Below are 16,546 nucleotides of genomic sequence, written 5' to 3'. Positions count from 1 at the left end.
GGATAGGCCTTCTCGCGCGCGACCATAGATCCAGTGGAGGCGCATTCATGCGGGCCAGCGGACCGGAGAATTTTACGCCTCCGCCTCGGCGGCGAGATCGAGCCACTGTTCCTCAGCGGCGGCGAGCGCCTGCGCGAGTTCCTCGCGCTGCGACGCGAGGCGCGCCGCCTCCTGCGGATTGCGCGCGAAGGCGTCGGGCGCGGCGAGCGCCTCGTCGACGCGGGCGATAAGCTGCGTGAATTTCTCGACGCGCGCCTCGGCGGCGGCGAGCTTGCGCCGCGCCTGCCCAGCGTCGCGGCGCTTGGGCGCCTCCTGCTTTGATCCCTCTTGCGCTGGCGCAACGGGGACGCGCCTCGGCTCTTCGTCGCGCGATTTCGAGAGCACCAGCCGCGCATAATCGTCCATATCGCCGTCGAAGGCGCGCACGGTTCCGTCGTCGACCAGCCACAGGCGATCGGCGCAGGCCTCGAGCAGATAGCGGTCATGCGAGACCAGAACGACAGCGCCCTCGTACTCGTTGATCGCCTCGATCAGCGCGGCGCGGCTGTCGATGTCGAGATGGTTCGTCGGCTCGTCGAGGATCAAAAGATGCGGCGCGTTGAAGGTGGCGACGCCGAGCAGCAGCCGCGCCTTTTCACCTCCCGAAAGCTTGGCGATGAGGGTTTCGGCCCGCGCGCCGGAAAATCCGGTCTGCGCCGCGCGACCGCGAATGCGCGCCTCGGGGGCGCCCGGCATCAGCCGCGCGAAGACGGCGTAAGGCGTCTCGCCCTCATTCAGATCGTCGACCTGATGCTGCGCGAAAAATCCCGCCTCCAGCTTCGGCGCGCGCACCATCTCGCCGGCGCAGGCCGAAAGCCGCCCGCCGAGCAATTTGGCGAAGGTCGACTTGCCATTGCCATTGGCGCCGAGCAGGCCGATGCGATCGTCGTTGGAGATCGACAGCGTGAGCCGCGACAGCACGACCCGATCGCCATAGCCGACCGCCGCTTTCTCCAGCGCGATGATCGGCGGCGATAGCGGCTTCTCGGGCGACGGCAGACGGATCGGCAGGACCGAATCGTCGACGATCGCCGCGATCGGCTCCATTTTGGCGAGAAGTTTCAAGCGCGACTGCGCCTGGCGCGCCTTCGTCGCCTTGGAGCGGAAGCGATCGACGAAGGCCTGCAGATGTTTGCGCTGCTCTTCCTGCTTCTTGGCGCCCTTGACGGCGAGGAGCTGCGCCTCGCGTCGCTGTTTTTCGAAAGAGGAGTAGTCGCCCTTATAGAGCGTCAGCTTTCCGCGCTCGAGATGCAGAATATGCGTGGCCACGTCGTCGAGCAGATCGCGGTCATGGCTGATGACGACGACGCTCGCCGGATAGCGCGACAGATAATCGACGAGCCACAACGTCCCTTCAAGATCGAGATAATTGGTCGGCTCGTCGAGAAGCAGCAGGTCGGGCTGCGCGAACAGCACCGCCGCCAGGGCGACGCGCATGCGCCAGCCGCCGGAGAATTCCGACAGCGGCCGGCGCTGCGCCGCGGCGTCGAAGCCCAGCCCGTGCAGGATGGCGGCGGCGCGGGCGGGCGCCGAATGGGCGTCGATGTCGGCGAGCCGCGTCTGAATGTCGGCGATGTCATGCGCATCATGCGCGGCTTCGGCCCGCGCCAGCAGGTCGGCGCGCTCAAGGTCAGCCGCCAGCACGAAGTCGATCAGCGCCGTCGGACCGCCCGGCGCCTCCTGCTCGACGCGCCCGAGCCTTGTGCGGGCGGGAATTGAGATCGCGCCGCTTTCCGGGGCGATTTCGCCGCTGATCAGCCGGAACAGCGTGGTCTTGCCGGCGCCGTTACGGCCGACGAAGCCCGCGCGGGAGCGCCCCGGCAGGAACACCCCGGCGTGGTCGAACAGCAGCCGGCCGCCGAGCCGGTAGACGAGATCGTTGATCGTGAGCATTGCTGCGATGCTTTAGGGCCTCCCCCGAATTGGTGCAAACGCGAGGCCATGCGCGGCGATCTGGCGCCGCCGGTCGGTCTTGTCTTGCGCCGCCCGCGCCTCTATACACGCCCTCGCGCCGCCGCAACGCGGCCGCGCAGCCGCGCCCATCGTCTAGAGGCCTAGGACGTCGCCCTTTCACGGCGAAAACAGGGGTTCGAATCCCCTTGGGCGCGCCACCTTTAAAATCAGTAGCTTACGCCGAAAACTTCGAAGTCAAAATCTGTGCTTTGTCCAATATTTGGCCAATAAGCTCTTGTGGATTGAAGCGCAGAAATGCGCAGTTGAGCGGATAGATTTCTAACACCAATCGCACCGCTTTCTCGCCCCGCGATATGCTCTCCGCGAGCCAACTGGTCAGTGTGTTCGGTGCCGTGACTGCGAACCGAGGAGATAGTCCATGCGCGTCATGGTTCTCGTGAAAGCGACGCTGGAGAGCGAGTCCGGTCTCCTGCCGTCGACCGAGCTCCTGGAGGCGATGACGAAATTCAACGAGGAACTGGTCAACGCCGGCATCATGCTCGCCGGCGAGGGCCTGCAGCCTTCCTGTAACGGTAAGCGCGTGGCGTTCAAGGGTGCCGATCGAACCGTCTATGACGGGCCATTCGAAGAGACGGCCGAGCTAATCGCCGGCTATTGGCTCTGGGAGGTCAGGGATATGGCCGAGGCGGTCGAATGGGTGAAGCGATGCCCCAACCCGATGCCCGGCCCGAGCGAGATCGAAATCCGCCCGCTCTATGAAGCGGCCGACTTCGGCGACGCCATGACGCCGGAGATCGCTGAAGCGGAAGATCGGATCCGCAAAAGGATTTCGGACCGCTAGGCCGGCCGGAGCGCCTCGCGTCATGCACCTTGCCCTCCCACGCTCGAAAGCTGGATATCCACTGAGGGGTAGATTAAGGGAGTAAAAGCCGGGATTGTTCGGTCGAAAAAAGTTGTTTTCATAGGGGCACCAATGAAACTAGTCAGTTTCCAGATCAAGAATTACAAAGTCATCGACGATACCGGACCAGTTAAAGTAGACGAGCTCGTAACTGCGCTTGTTGGCAAGAACGAAAGCGGCAAATCGTCCGTCATGAAGGCCATGTGGAAGAGTCGCAACGTGGCGGACGCCAAATTTGATAAACTCTACGACTACCCACGTGATCGCTATTCTCGAGAACGCAAGGAAACCCAGGAGGTCACACTACTTGTTTTTGATTTGACTCCCGAGGAAGCAGATGCGCTCGTCGCACACCTTCCTGGTTCCCCTCCCCAGAAGCCGACACAAATAACTTATGCGACCTCTTATGATGGCGAAGACCAAGTTCGTCACGAGATCGCGTTCGACAAGGACGTAAAGACTAGCGCCTCCGCCGCAGAAATCCTCTCTATGATCGAGGCCATTGCCAGTTCAGCCACCAATATCGATGTCGATGGCGCTCCAGCACTACAAACCGCGCTGAATTCCGCCATCGAGCGGATCAAAGTCGACACGCCATTGTGGCAGCCGGAAAGCGTCAAAGCGATTGAGGCATTCAGTGGAGCTCTAACCGCTTGGCTTGGTATTGACGCCGCGCGGCAGTCCATAGCGATTGGGGAGCGTGAACAACTGCAGCGCCTGCTCACCGAGGCTAAGCAAGGCGATCCTTTAGTAGCTGCGCGCGCCTGGGCCGAGCAAAACTTACCCATCTTTATCTATTTTGATGATTACGGTCAGCTCGAAACGCGCATTCACTTGCCGCTGTATTTACAGCGCAAAGATTCGCCAGACCCGAAAATCCGCACGCAAACTGCGTTGTTCGAGTGGAGCGGGATTGATCCCAAAGAAATCCTTGAACTGGGCCGCGCGCGCCAGAGCGGTGAAACGGACGACGAGGTTCACCGGCGTCACGAAAAACGCCGCGCACTCTTGGATTCCTCGTCATTTTCGCTGACCGGGGACTGGATCGAGTGGTGGAGCGAGAAGCGTCACAAGATGCATTTCGACGCCGACGGAGAAGACCTAGTGCTTCGAGTGTCGGACCAGCACAACGAATTTCCAGTGCCTTTTGAGGAGCGCAGCCATGGTCTGCAGTGGTTTTTTTCGTTCTATCTAGTATTTCTTGTCGAATCTCGTAAGGCGCATATGGGGGCTGTCCTGCTGCTCGATGAGCCGGGGTTACATCTTCACCCGACCCTACAGGCAAGGCTAATTGCCCTGTTCGAACGCATTTGTAAGGCTAACCAACTGATCTACAGTACGCATCTGCCGTTTCTCGTAGACGGTGGTCACCTTGAACGGGTGCGCACCGTTCATTTGTACGGTCCCGAGCCGCAAAAAACGATGATCTCTAACGACGTGCGGCCAACTGGTGACCGGGACACATTGGTCCCGCTACAGGCCGCCATAGGCTATTCGATCGCGCAGACACTATTTCTCGGCAAACGATCAGTCATCGTCGAGGGCATCACCGATTACTGGATCATTAAGGCGCTCAACGATTGTCTATCCCGAAAGGATACTCCTCCACCGTTGCATCGGGATACCGTGCTAATTCCAGCGGGAGGCACGTCACGCCTCATGCCGCTCGCTTCGATAATGATGGCATCTGCGGGAGTGAACGAGGGCCATCTCTTGGTGCTGCTCGACAGCGACAAGGAAGGAGAACAGGCAGCGAAACGGATGAATGAGGTTTTCAGCGGAGAGTCGCCGGTGCTCATGCTCGGGTCCGCGATTGGCCTGACAGAAGCAACGATTGAAGACCTCGTTCCTCGCGACGTTTATCTGGCTGCCATCGAGCACGCCGGTTACAGCGTAAGCTTGAACACCTGTGAAAAAGCCGCCGCCACAAACGTCAAAGCCATGGAACGTGCATTTGAACGCATGAGCCAGGGAAAATTCGGCATGGCAGAGAAAGCGGCGGCTGCCCTTGTGCTGATTAATTCCTGGGGTGCTGATCCATCAGCAATTAATGATCCGATTAAAGAGAAAGCCTATGCGCTATTCGAGGCGATCAACCGGCATTTCGACGTGTTGTCATGAGTTTCCATCTTTTCGTTATCTGACAGCGGTGATGAGGCAACCAGCGAATTGGCGCTAAGGCCGACGAGGGCACCTCAGCGCGCTGTCGTATTGAAACGATCGGAATACGGAGGGCCTATTGCCGCCAACGGGAAAACAATATCTCGGCGCGCGTTACCCTTGGGTACCGGAGCACGGTTATGTGCTGTCGATTGGGACAGACCGGCTTAAGGAGCTGGAAAGCGACCTCGCGGGGCAGAGCATCTGCAGCCAAGCTGTTCCAAAAATTCCGGCGGCACTCCGCAGACGCTGGATGCTATGCTTTATCAGTGCCAAGAAAGGATATCTCACACATGTAGCGCGAAGCGTAGTTTATTACCCGGCCGAGTCCGGGAGGGACAAGCTTGATATCTGGAACGTCATGCCCTTCGGGAAGGCCGTGCGCGTCTCGGCGATCAAGACAAGTCTCCGGGGCAAGCAGGCGTGGCGAGCGAAGCAGGCGCTCGGCGGAGGCCACGTTTCGGCCGCCGCTTTCGGGCTAATCATGGAGGCATTGCGTCGGGTTGACGACAAAGCGTTCAAAGTTGCTGCAGGGTTGGTGAATCGCCGCCCGCCTCCACCAGATCCAAATCCGACCCCCGCTAAGACCAATTGGGCATATCAGCGCGACGCCGTCGTCACGGCGCTCGAGTTCGCCCGAATCCCCACGGAGCAATTGAGAGTCCCGCCGCAGCTCGACGAGGACGCAACGCCTGGCCTGACATCGATCTTTGACGGCGATGAAGACGTGACGTCGATAGAAGACTTGCTAATCTTACAAGATCTTGACGAGGGCAGCGAGGGTTGGCAGTTCATAAAACGCCAGCGCTATCCCGCCAAGCTATTCACCAACGGCGATACCAAACTCACGATCATTCTGGCCAACAAACTGCCGCTCGAAAGGCAACTCGGAGTCGACCTCATCTATGTAAATGAGACGCTAAAGTCGGTGGTCTTCGTGCAGTACAAGATGTTCTCAGGAGTTGATGGCGAACTCGGCTATAGGCCAGACGATCAGCTGAAAACTGAGATCGCGCGGATGGAAGCCGCGGCGGCGAAGCTGGCGTCGGTTGCAGCAGACGAAAGTTGCGAAGGATATCGCTTCGGCTCGGACCCGTTCTTCCTCAAGTTCTGCAGCAAGCTCCTATCGCATGACGCCAAAGGTCATGTGCCAGGCATCTATGTTCCGGTGAGCTATTGGAAGAAGTTGGCGAAAACACCTGCTGCTAAGGGTAAAAAGGGGGGTGCCATCGTCTACGCGGAGACGTTCGGTCGACGATATTTCACTCCGACGCATTTTGTCGACATGGTCGGTCGTGGTTGGATAGGGACAACAGCGCTGCAAACGGATATTCTAGTCTCCTATTTGAGTGACGCGATAGAGGGAAAGAAGAGTCTCGTACTGGCAATCGAGTCGTCGACGGACGCGGGGCCGGATGACGATTTCGAGGACGGCTATGAACCACTCCGCCAGACAGTAGCGCCACCGAAACCCAGGCATCCAGGGAAGAAGCCGAAGATTATCCAGTTGTGACAAGGATGGTCGCAGCATTGCAGCGATCAGCTGCGCTCCCGCCGTGCGCGGTCACTTCACGCAGCGTCTATTCTGGGAAAAGCAGCACGTCGGCAACGAGAGCAATTGTCTATTCAACCTGGCCACTGGTCGGTCAGCTCAAAAATGCTTGCCAAGCTGTCTCCGTTAGTTCGGCGGAATCTGCCTCCATCAGGATTGAGCTCATCGACCCTCAATGAAACAGGTGGAAGTTCTCTCACAGCCCATGGATTGCGCATCAAGCGCGCGTGCCGCTGTGCGAAGTTCCAAGGATCGATCCGTTCTGTCGAGAAGACGGCGCTTATCCGCCTATTCTGCGCGCCACGCGGCCCATTCCAAATCCCATCAGGATTACGGCTAATTTCTCCGACGCGCTCTCCGTTGGGCATTGGACGTACTACGACGCGTTCCGATCCTAAAAGTGCGTCGATACAATTTCCCTCATGCTGAAATACCCCGAGCGCGTTCACGGCAACGACGTAAGGATGATCAAGGCAACCATATTTGGATGCCTTTCTTTTTAAGGCCGCTCGAATGTCGTCATCCGGCGTAATTGTTGTGGCACCAAAACTTCTTACGCCTATGGAACGATCGGCTTCGTGACGATTCTGGCGCGGCCAAGCGCGGATTACTATCTGCGCACCATGCTCCTGATAAGTGAAGGGTGCCGCATCAGGAGCGCTTTCGCCCTCTGGCAGCCTTCCAATCCAGGCGCGGAGCTCGCGTGTCATCCTCCGGATTGTAATGGGGGCTGTCGGATTGTTTCTGATTTCCAGATCGAGGAAGTGCGCCGGACATGGCACTGCGTCGATCGCAGCGAGCGCCTGGTTCAATCTGGCCTGCTCGCCACGCTCTTGTTGAGATCGACCTGTGGCTAGCGTACCCTCGAAATAGAACCGGCTTCCATCATTGCTCTCGATCAGAAAGTCTGGCGAGCTAGGTGTGTGATCGAGACTTGGTTCAATGGCCACAACCCGATGCCCGCACCGCAAAACAAGCTCGTGAAGAAACAGTTCGAAGAATGCACTCAGATGATCTGGGTCGCTACCAGAGCGGAATCGTGCCACGAGGGCATTGCGGTGCTGTGCGGGATAATTGTCTAACCAATGATCGACCAATGCACGAACGCGAGCGGCCTCGATTCGGTTCGAGCGGTTTAGGTAGGCGAACGCGGTTTCGTCCTCGCGTGGAGGATCTTCGTTGTTTTGGTCAATGTTTTCGAAAATGCTCATTTTTCGCGGTCATTCGATATGCGTGATTGAGAGCCTGACAAAACAAATGCCCCGCCGCTACATCCACGGTCGGAGCGTCGTGACGGCACAAAATCGCCGTCGGCTGACGGAAACACTACGAACAAAATCGCGCGCGCGAAAGTCCTGGGAACACCCCTACTCCCGTCAATGCGCTGCGCCTTGCATGTTGCGAATCGTGTCGGCGTGCACGCGCTTCTGGATGCCGGCGATCGACCGCGCCGTCACTCTGGAAGTAGAGCTGCGTCTATATCCCGCGCATATGTTCTCGGATCATAGCCATCCGTTCTCCGCTGAAACCGAATGAACCACTGAGGTGGGGGAGAAAAAACCAAGGACGTGTTCCATCGGTCTTAGCGATCAAAAGTCGGGCGCCGCCGCTTTTAAGGTCTAAGCTGCCGTCATTCAGAGGAACCAAACCGTATAGATCCGAGACAATATCCATATCCCCCAATCCCGAGACGACGACAGCCTTCGGCTGTCGCTCTTCGAACATCACTTCGTTTTGCTCTTTGCAAAACGAGAGCACGTCCTTTTTGAGATCCTTCAGCCTGCCGAACTGAGCTTCCAATTTGCTTCGATCCGGCGAACTCCAGAAAAAGAGTTCGGTATAGAAAATATCCGATGTTCCGAGGAGTTTCCTTGAGCGGGTGTCCCAGTTTTTAGCGCTCCGGTTCTTCTCAATTTTTTTGGCAACCCGAAAATCGTATGAGGAGCTTGCTTCCGTTGGATAGATTTCTCCCAAGTCCCTTGGTGCAAGCGTCCAGTCCGCATCTGTCTCGCCGGGATTGATTCCCATCAATATGTATTCACAACCTGTGACATTGTTGTCGATCGGAAGATCGAACAGGAAGTGATGAGATTTCATTAGCGAAGGGTGTTTGTCAGGGAATGTCCTGATCGCTTCGAGCGCTTGCTGGATCCGCTGGTTGTTCGTCATTTTTTCCTGTCGAGATGTTTTCGCTTTAGCTGACGCGACGACTCGCCGCGTCGAAGATGCTCAGCATTTTAAGGCCGAGGTCAAGGACGGCTGAGCTTTCCGCGGTCACCTGGCGTGACGCCAGAGTGGTTTGGTCTCGTCACCACTGCTGCCGTATGCGCCTGGCCCCAGGAAAGCGACGTTCGAACGCATCGGGCTTGCTGCGTCCCCATGCGCTGTCCATCGCCGCCTTCTCTCGCCCGCCCCCAGCGTCGCCAGCGTCCGCGGCCTCCCGCAGCGTATCGGCGAGCGCACGCATTTCGTCGCCCGATAGGTTTTTCGACGCCCAGCGGACAAAGAGGGCGACGCCATCGCCATCGGCGTCGTCGACGCTCAAAGGCGAGCCCGGCCCCGTCGCGGCTTTCGCGATTGATGTTCCAGCTTCGACCGCTCCGCCGATCAGGGCCGTCCCCAGCGCCACGAGGGCCGGGTTGTCCTGAGCAAATTTTCGCGTCGTCATGACCAATTCTCCATTTGAAAGAGGATCGGCGCCCCGGCCGCAAGAGCCGGAGCGCCGTGGATCGTCGCGCATACAAGAGGGGATACCGACGATCCTGCGAGGGTTTTTAGCCACCGTCCGCTGGGCCATCGCCGCCGGAGAAAGCAGCCGGCGACAATCTCAAATTCAGTCCGGAAGGCGGGCGTCCGGATCGCGCTCGAGCAACGCCAGCGCGTCCGCCCACGCGGACGTCGTCGGATGACGACTCCAACCAAAGAAGTCGCCCCGATCGGCGCTGGTCGGCAATGCGGTGGCGGAGAGGAGTCGTTCGACCGTCGCTTTCTCGCTCGCGGGAATGGCGTCTTGCGCGAGGAGAAATCTGAGGCCCAAACGGCGCTCGACGACTTGGCGTTCAAGATCGAGGAGGCCGTGCAACAGCCGCTCCGTTGCGCCGCTTGTGCGCAGCACGGCAGCCGCCATGCGGCGCGTGCGCATTTCAGCGAGACCGACTGCGCTCTTGCGTCGCTCGACTTCGTCCTTGGCGGTTTGACGGGCTTGGCGCACAGCTTCCAATTCGTGCTCGAGCGCGTTGATATCTTCCTGAACCCGTTGCGCCGGGGAGCGCTCAAGTTCGAGAAGTTCACCGCGCGCAAGAGCGGCGACTACGCTGTCTGCGGCCCCGGTGCGGCTTTTCATTAAAGCGAGGCGCTCTTTGAACGCGTCGACGTTGTTGCGCAAATCGATGCAACGGTCATCGGCGAGTTGAACGGCCCGCTTCGCTTCGGCGAGCCGATCTCGCGCCACGTCGACGGCGGCGATCGCGTCAGCCAATTGCTGGCGCGCCTGCGCGCGAGCGGCGAGAGTGTCGTTCTCAATTTCGGCGACGGTCATCGCAATTCTCCCTCAGACTGAACGAATGCCGCGCGCGGCAGGAAATCTCGCGAAGAAATCCCCCATGCCCGCAGAATCGGCGGCAACCCGGGGACGACGATCGGCGGCAGGCTGCCGCGGCGTCTCCGGCTCCTGAAATCCATTGACGTATTGCCCAAGCGCGGTTTCGACCTCGGCAAACAAGGCGGGAGGCAAGGCGCCGCTGAGAAAATCCAAAATCGCCTGCAGGTTTTCCTGGCGCGAAGGCGAGTCGACGGCGGGCTTGCGCGCGACCGAGGGCGATGGCGAAGCGCTGGGCTTTGTCGACGTCGCGGGCTTGCGGGCGAGCGCGGACGGCGCGGCGTCATAGGCGAGGCGGGCCCCCGCAATGGGGTGACGCTCGTATGTCAGACGTGATGAATGCTTCATTTTTTTCGCTCCTCTAAATCAGCCCCATCTCGAGCGCGCGGATCATCGATTCCGAAAACTCGATCAGCCGCACACCGGCGAGCGCTTCGCCGAGCGCGCCGGCGGCGCTGTTCGCAACGTCGTCGTGCCCGCCCTGCGCGTGGTCGACGCTGTCTTTCCCGCTGCGCGCGGTCCGACGTTCCAAGCCGCATAACTGCGCGATGAGGCGCTGACTATCGAGGAGCTCAACGCGCCCGCTGTTCAGCGGGGCGAGCAGTTCACGAAAAAGATCGGACTTCGGCCGCGCACTCTGCTCAACTCTCACGCCGTGCTTTGCGAACGCTTCTGCGACCCAATCGGCGCCCCAGCGATCTGCCGTTGCACGCGAGATCCCATAGCCCCTGATGATCCCTGCGAATTCTTGGGTGACGACGTCTGGTGAAAACGGCGGACGAACTTCACGCACAACGTCCAAGACAGCAACATCGCGCTCGCCGATGCGCTCGCGATGCGCGAGCGCCAGCGTCATGCTGTCACCACCCGAACCGCCCGCAGCATCAATGAACGCGACGTATCGGACGCCTGAGACGCGCGGAAGCTCGAAACGGCCAGGGATGACGCATGCGGCAACCGTTTCTGGCGACACGAACGTGTCAATGTCCGAACGCCATTGGGCGCCCCACTCAGCCGATGCCCGGGCGGCGTCCTCCTCGTAAGCAGCCGCGATCTCGTCGGCCGGCACCGTGTGGTTAAACGCCCGCGTCGGACCCCAGGCGACAAGGATGCGAGGATTGCCTGCGGGGCCGAAGTGCTTGCGCCAGACCTGAAAAGCGAAGCCCCGCTTGGCATGGGGCGAACCCAGCGAGATCAGTTGACCGCGCGTCGTGACGAGACTTGGCCGAACTGCCGCGATGATTTCCGTATCAGGTGAAGCGCTTTCGTCTGAACGCCAATGGCAGATTTCGTCGGCGAGCGCAGCGACAACGGTGGGGCCGCGTAAGCCACGATGATCGGCTGCACGAACTTCAATGTCGATGCCGGTGCCCAGTGACAGCGCCCACTGTGTTCGACCGGTCACCAACCGTGAAAGCGCGGGTGAGGCATCGAAGCAACCCGAGACGTAGTCGAGAATGGTGCGCGCCTGGCGCGTGCTTGCCGCGATGCAGAGAACCAGACCGCGTTCGCCAGCCTGAAGGGCGTCGCTGTAGTCACAAAGCCCGCTGAGATAGCAAGCGAGCGCGGCGACGCCGCTGCTCTTCCCCGATCGCCGACCGGCGAGAATATGCATTTCGCGCACACGCTGCGCCGGCGGCACCTCGCGCTGCGTAAGCTTTCTGAAATGCTCCAGCTCCGATGACGTGAGCGCCTCGCCCTGCGAAGCGAGGAGGAGTGCACGCATCGGTTCGCGACTTGCGCCGGCCATGACAGACCCGAGCAATGCCGGATCGTCGAGCGCTGCGCGCAAGCTGACGAGAGGCCTCAAGACAGCGCCTCCGCTGACCAGCGGGCGCCGTGGGCGAGGACCTCGACATAGGCCAGCTCAATGGCTGCGTCGCCGCCCTCGCGATAATCCACCGTTCCCACAAGGCGTCGCGCGATAGCTTCGACGTCCGCGGCCTCGCAACCGGGGCGCAGCGATGCCATCAATTCACCAACGTGCGAGCGAACCGTCGGGAACGCCGCCCAGCGCCGCTCGCCGAGCGCGGCGGCGCGGTGCAGTTGCTCGCCCAGTGCGTATAGCTTGGAGCGATCAGCAGAGGCGAGAGCTGCGAGGATCATCAGCGCCCATCCCCATTGTCGCCGTCGCCGGCGGGCGGTGCGGGGGTGGCTGCGGCGGCCCGGCGCGCGGCCTCATCAGCGGCGCGGTGTCGCGCGATGATGTTCGCCAAAGAATGCGCTGGCGGCGTTATCGCTGTCCGGGCAGCCTTGCGGCGGCGCAAGTCTTTCTCCACGCGCCCAATCAAATTGCTCAGCCGAACGAGATCGTCAGTCTTCGCAAGATCGCCGGCGATGACCTGAGCCTGAATCATCTCATGGCTGAACTTCAAACTCGCAAGTTCGCGGACTCGCGTCACGTCGGCATCACCGCCGAACTCGACGAGAATCGCGTCGACGATATCCTTGAACCGACGCCCCTCCGGCGTGTGCATCGATACACCCGCAAGACGGCGCGGATCGTTCGTGAGCACGCTACGAAGTTTCTTCGTAGTAGTGTCCATTGCCGCTGCGGCTTGCATCGTGCGCCCCTTCAACAAAATTGCGTCGCTCTCGCATGGCGGACGGGCGGCTGACGAAACGCGTTCGTCATGTGCGCGTCCGCGGCCCTTATTGGACAATTCTTGGACAGCATAATTTCCAGCGCACGCAAACGCATTATATTTGTTGCTTCGTATGGCTGCGCCTAGCTGTTATTTTCGCCGTGCCAAGGCGACGTGATGCGAAATGGGCGCTCCGAATGACGCGATTTCTGCACCGCCCGCCGGACACAAAAAGTCGCGATTGGTGGATGAGTCGGCGCGCGCTCTGAAGCCTCTGCAGCCTCTTTCGCGCCTGCCTATCGTGCGGTGCGGTTCTTTCTCCCGGACGGGCAGCAACGTCGGCGGCGACGCTCGCGCGCCTATGGGCGCTCACTTCGGCAGTGACGGCTGTGACGGCTTTTCTATTTTACGCGTTATACGCGCGCGCACGCGTGCGGGAGCAAAACCAGAATTGGTGTCACAGGCGTCACAGGCGTCACGGGGACGGGGCGCGCGCTCCGCGCGCACCAGGTGGTGGTGGAGGGTCTGCAAAGCACCTATGGGATAAGTGGCGCTCGATCGCTGCATGAGGGCGAGAGGGCTGATGCCGGGTATCACGGGTGAAGGAGCGAATGCGGACGCGCTCGCCGTCAGCGTGGCGAGCAGTGCGGCTTTAGCCAGAACAAGTGCGAAGTGCGATGCCGCGCAACCCTCGTGCGGTGCTTGTTCGAAAGGCCTTTGCCCCGCGCTTCTCTAGTGCGCTCACGAGGTCGTTCATGCGACCGGGTGCTTTCGCATTGGAAGCCGCATAGCGACACCACGACTTCCAAAGATCGCAACTGGGGGTGCGCATCAGTTCGTTTGCGGGATCGAAAACGCATTCTTCGTCAATCCAACGCCCGATGACGTCCTGGTCCCGGAAATACGATTCCGATGCAGCGATGACAGCGGCCGGGCGGCGAAGCCCGCCCGCCTGCCATTCGCGGCAACCTTCGATCGCCCATCGAAGAATGTTGGGCCATTCGGAGCGAAGGCGCTCTTCGAGTAGCGCATCGGGCTTGGCCGGTTTGTAATCGAACGCCACGATGCTGATGCGTCGGCGCATCGCTTCATTCACGCCGCGCAGATCCGGTTTGAAGTTTCCGGTGAACGTCAGCTTAAAGGTCGGATCGAAGTTGAAGTAGTTGCCCCGCATGAAGCGGGCCGATATCGGATCTCCGCCGGTCAGCGTTTTGAGGCGAACCTCATCCCAGGCGCGTCCACGTTCGGTCTCGCTGGCGGTGACCAGGCGAGCGCCATGAAGGGCGGCGAGGTCAGCGGGATGCTTGTCGCCGTAGGCTGCGGTAAAAGCGTCCATCGCCGCGTTGACAGCATAAGTGCCCATCACTCCGCGCAATGTATTGAGGAACACAGACTTTCCGTTCCCGCCGTCGCCGACGATGAAAAGCAAAGCGTGCTCCCGAACGTCAGCCGTTAGGCAATAGCCCGCCCAGCGCTGCAAAAAGGCGACCACCGACGCATCCCCGTCAGTGGCGTCATCGAGAAACCGAAGCCATAGCGGGCAGTCACCCCTCACGGCCGGAGCGACGGCGGTGGCTTTCGAGATCAAGTCGGCGGGGTTCGGCTCACGCAAGTTTCCGGTCCTAAGGTCGACCGTTCCGCCCGGCGTGCCGAGCAAAAATGAGTCGTGGTCCCAACACTCCGACGTTACCGCGATGCGCTGGTCGACGCGGGCCAGGGTCTCGACACCTTTAGCGAAGCCCGCGCGCCCAGTGATGGCGCGCGTGCGTTCATCATTGATGCGGCGCGCGAGTTCTCGGCCAATTTCCCGTGCCCATTCTAAAGCGCAGCGGGTGCCGTCCCGACGCCATGTCGCGCCATCAAATTTAAACCAGGCGCCGCGGCTGTGATCGAAGCGCAAAGCTTCTTGGAAGCGCTCTACGAATTCGAGCGCGGCAGAATCTTCCGTCACAGCAACCCGATCGCGCGATTTGGTGACCGAGCGGGGCCCGCTCATGGGGCGCACGACGACCGTCATGCAGCACCCCGCATTTCCTGAAGGCGGCGAAAGATCCAACCTTTTTTATATTGACACGCGGACGCAACGGCCCGCAGTCGGACTTCGTTCGCGCCGGCCCAAGCGATGCGCTGCGCGTAAGTCATCGAACGAAGTTGTTCGCCAAGCCGCGCCGTCTCCTCTGAGCGCAGCTTCATGGCGACTTCCATGCGCTCGAGCGGCGTCATCAGGCTGGCGCCGCATTCCAGACATTCGCGCGCGTTCGCCGGATTGACCGCGCCGCATTCGTTGCAGCGGCGAACCGACGCCGAGGACGTGGGGCGTTCGCGCCGCGGCTTAGAAGCCAGCGACCAAGTGCGGCTGTCGTCCGGGAGGCCGTGCCTCAAGGAATTGCGGGCGAAGTCCAAAATCAGCGCGCGGTCTTTTCCGGGCGCCGGCCGAAGCGAACGGCCGACCTGTTGAAGGTAGAGCGCAAGGCTTTGTGTCGGGCGCAGCAAAATCGCGGCGCCGATCGCGGGAACGTCGACGCCTTCGCTGATCAACCCGCAATTGGTGAGGACGTTTAACTCGCCCGTCCCGAGCTGGGCGATGAGACGGCGGCGTTCCCGAGCGGGCATCTCGCCATCAACGTGCGCTGCGCGGTAGCCATGCGATCGGAAGCGCGCGGCAACCGCCTCGCTGTGCGCGATGTCCACGCAAAAAGTGACGGCCGGCGTTCCGGGGCAGATGCGCCCATATTCGGCGGTTGCCGACTCGATGATGACGCCGCCCATCGCTGCGCGAAGGTCGCCGATCTCATAGTCGCCCATGCGAGTCCTGACGCCCGTCAAGTCGGGCGCCGAAGTGGGCGCGAATACGGTGGGGCGTGAAAGATGACCTTCCGCGATAAGATCGCCTGTCGACGGCCCTTCGATCATTGTTTCGAAGACGTCGCCAAGTCCGCGCCCGTCGAGACGTTCGGGCGTCGCCGTCACGCCGAGAATGTGCGCATTTGGCATGGCGGCAAGGATTTTTCCCCATGAGCCAGCGACGGCGTGATGCGCTTCGTCAATGACGATCAGGTCAAAGGCGCCTGCCCATCCGTCGATCCGGCGCGCCAGCGTCGCCACGGACGCGACCTGCACCGCATGGGAGGTCTCCGGAGCATCCGGCGCAATCAGCCCATGTGCGACGCCCTCACAGTCGAGGGCGGCGCCGATCTGCTCCACGATCTCGACGCGATGCGCAAGCAGTAGAACGCGCTTGCTCTTCGCCGCGGCGCCGCGGACGACTCGCGAAAAAATAACGGTCTTACCGCCGCCGGTCGGCAACACCATGAGCACGCTGCGCGCGCCGTCGCGGTAAGCGGCGCCGACGCCGTCGACGAGAGCGGCTTGATAGTCGCGGAGGACAGGTCCGGCATGCGGACGTGAAAAATATTGCGCGCCGTCGGCGCGGGGATTATTTTCGCGATCGAGCCGCCGGCCAAGCGCTCGAATTTGACGCCCGCTCCCTGAGCTATCAGGGGCGGGCGTCGCCGCGTTTGAAGGCCGCATTCACGCGGCCTCCTCTTCCGATGACGCCGATTCCTCCGCGTCCTTCTCTTTCACGTTCGATGACGCGGACTCCGTGGCCGCGATCTCTTCGGCCGCGATCTCTTCCATGCGGCGGCGCCACTCTTGGGCGGCTTCCCTCGAAATTCGCACGCCCTTCGATCCGATCCGCATCTCCCGGGGGCCGCGACCCTTGCGCTTCAGCTCGTAGTAAGCAGACTGCGACATGTCATGATCTTTGCAAAACTCCGGGACTTTATACGCCGCTC

The 16,546-nt window shown here is 60.9% G+C and carries 15 protein-coding genes and 1 tRNA gene; 4 read left to right on the top strand and 12 right to left on the bottom strand.

All coding sequences use genetic code 11. From position 1 onward, the window contains the following. Window positions 1-72: 72 nt before the first annotated feature. The gene (locus EHO51_RS03725; protein ID WP_124737761.1) at window positions 73-1,932 is read right to left on the bottom strand and encodes an ABC-F family ATP-binding cassette domain-containing protein; all 1,860 of its coding nucleotides are present in this window, start codon (window positions 1,930-1,932) and stop codon (window positions 73-75) included. Between the two features lie 142 nt (window positions 1,933-2,074). Between EHO51_RS03725 and EHO51_RS03720 the strand changes: the two genes are divergently transcribed. From EHO51_RS03720 to EHO51_RS03705, 4 genes are all read left to right on the top strand, one after another. Then, window positions 2,075-2,150 (top strand) — tRNA-Glu (locus tag EHO51_RS03720). A 221-nt stretch (window positions 2,151-2,371) separates the two neighbouring features. Further along, on the top strand, window positions 2,372-2,794 hold the full coding sequence (locus EHO51_RS03715) for a YciI family protein (protein ID WP_124737760.1): 423 nt from the start codon (window positions 2,372-2,374) through the stop codon (window positions 2,792-2,794). A 132-nt stretch (window positions 2,795-2,926) separates the two neighbouring features. Further along, window positions 2,927-4,975 carry an AAA family ATPase gene (locus EHO51_RS03710; protein WP_124737759.1) on the top strand — a complete coding sequence of 683 codons (2,049 nt, stop codon included), beginning with the start codon at window positions 2,927-2,929 and terminating at the stop codon, window positions 4,973-4,975. 118 nt (window positions 4,976-5,093) lie between these two features. Beyond that, the gene (locus tag EHO51_RS03705) at window positions 5,094-6,527 is read left to right on the top strand and encodes a hypothetical protein (RefSeq protein WP_124737758.1); all 1,434 of its coding nucleotides are present in this window, start codon (window positions 5,094-5,096) and stop codon (window positions 6,525-6,527) included. Between the two features lie 113 nt (window positions 6,528-6,640). Here EHO51_RS03705 and EHO51_RS03700 read toward each other — a convergent pair whose 3' ends face one another. From EHO51_RS03700 to EHO51_RS03650, 11 genes are all read right to left on the bottom strand, one after another. Next, a complete protein-coding gene (locus tag EHO51_RS03700; RefSeq protein WP_124737757.1) occupies window positions 6,641-7,777 on the bottom strand; it encodes a hypothetical protein in 1,137 nt (378 codons plus the stop codon). 265 nt (window positions 7,778-8,042) lie between these two features. Beyond that, the gene (locus EHO51_RS03695) at window positions 8,043-8,735 is read right to left on the bottom strand and encodes a hypothetical protein (protein ID WP_124737756.1); all 693 of its coding nucleotides are present in this window, start codon (window positions 8,733-8,735) and stop codon (window positions 8,043-8,045) included. 139 nt (window positions 8,736-8,874) lie between these two features. Continuing rightward, complete coding sequence (locus EHO51_RS03690; protein ID WP_124737755.1) at window positions 8,875-9,234, bottom strand: hypothetical protein; 360 nt, start codon at window positions 9,232-9,234, stop codon at window positions 8,875-8,877. Window positions 9,235-9,399: 165 nt separating this feature from the next. Continuing rightward, window positions 9,400-10,104: a hypothetical protein gene (locus EHO51_RS03685; RefSeq protein ID WP_124737754.1), complete on the bottom strand. Its 705-nt coding sequence runs from the start codon at window positions 10,102-10,104 to the stop codon at window positions 9,400-9,402. A gap of 12 nt (window positions 10,105-10,116) precedes the next feature. Then, a complete protein-coding gene (locus EHO51_RS03680) occupies window positions 10,117-10,512 on the bottom strand; it encodes a hypothetical protein (protein ID WP_124737753.1) in 396 nt (131 codons plus the stop codon). A 13-nt stretch (window positions 10,513-10,525) separates the two neighbouring features. After that, entirely contained in the window at window positions 10,526-11,956 is a 1,431-nt protein-coding gene (locus tag EHO51_RS03675) for a hypothetical protein (protein WP_124737752.1), read from the bottom strand. Between the two features lie 14 nt (window positions 11,957-11,970). Next, on the bottom strand, window positions 11,971-12,270 hold the full coding sequence (locus tag EHO51_RS03670; protein WP_124737751.1) for a hypothetical protein: 300 nt from the start codon (window positions 12,268-12,270) through the stop codon (window positions 11,971-11,973). Further along, window positions 12,270-12,728 (bottom strand): hypothetical protein, encoded by a 459-nt coding sequence (locus tag EHO51_RS03665; RefSeq protein ID WP_124737750.1) that lies wholly within the window; start codon window positions 12,726-12,728, stop codon window positions 12,270-12,272. Before EHO51_RS03665 ends, EHO51_RS03670 begins: the two co-directional genes overlap by 1 nt. A 673-nt stretch (window positions 12,729-13,401) precedes the next feature. Further along, a complete protein-coding gene (locus tag EHO51_RS03660) occupies window positions 13,402-14,766 on the bottom strand; it encodes a phage/plasmid primase, P4 family (protein WP_124737749.1) in 1,365 nt (454 codons plus the stop codon). Then, window positions 14,763-16,280: a DEAD/DEAH box helicase gene (locus tag EHO51_RS03655; protein ID WP_124737748.1), complete on the bottom strand. Its 1,518-nt coding sequence runs from the start codon at window positions 16,278-16,280 to the stop codon at window positions 14,763-14,765. The genes EHO51_RS03660 and EHO51_RS03655 overlap by 4 nt, the downstream gene beginning before the upstream one ends. Further along, window positions 16,281-16,505 (bottom strand): transcriptional regulator, encoded by a 225-nt coding sequence (locus tag EHO51_RS03650; RefSeq protein WP_124737747.1) that lies wholly within the window; start codon window positions 16,503-16,505, stop codon window positions 16,281-16,283. It abuts the gene before it with no gap. Window positions 16,506-16,546: the final 41 nt, after the last annotated feature.

The sequence above is a fragment of the Methylocystis rosea genome, from assembly GCF_003855495.1.
GTDB classification, from domain to species: Bacteria; Pseudomonadota; Alphaproteobacteria; order Rhizobiales; family Beijerinckiaceae; genus Methylocystis; species Methylocystis rosea_A.
The sequence above is the reverse complement of the archived record's forward strand: the minus strand, read 5'-3'. Positions and strand labels throughout refer to the sequence as shown.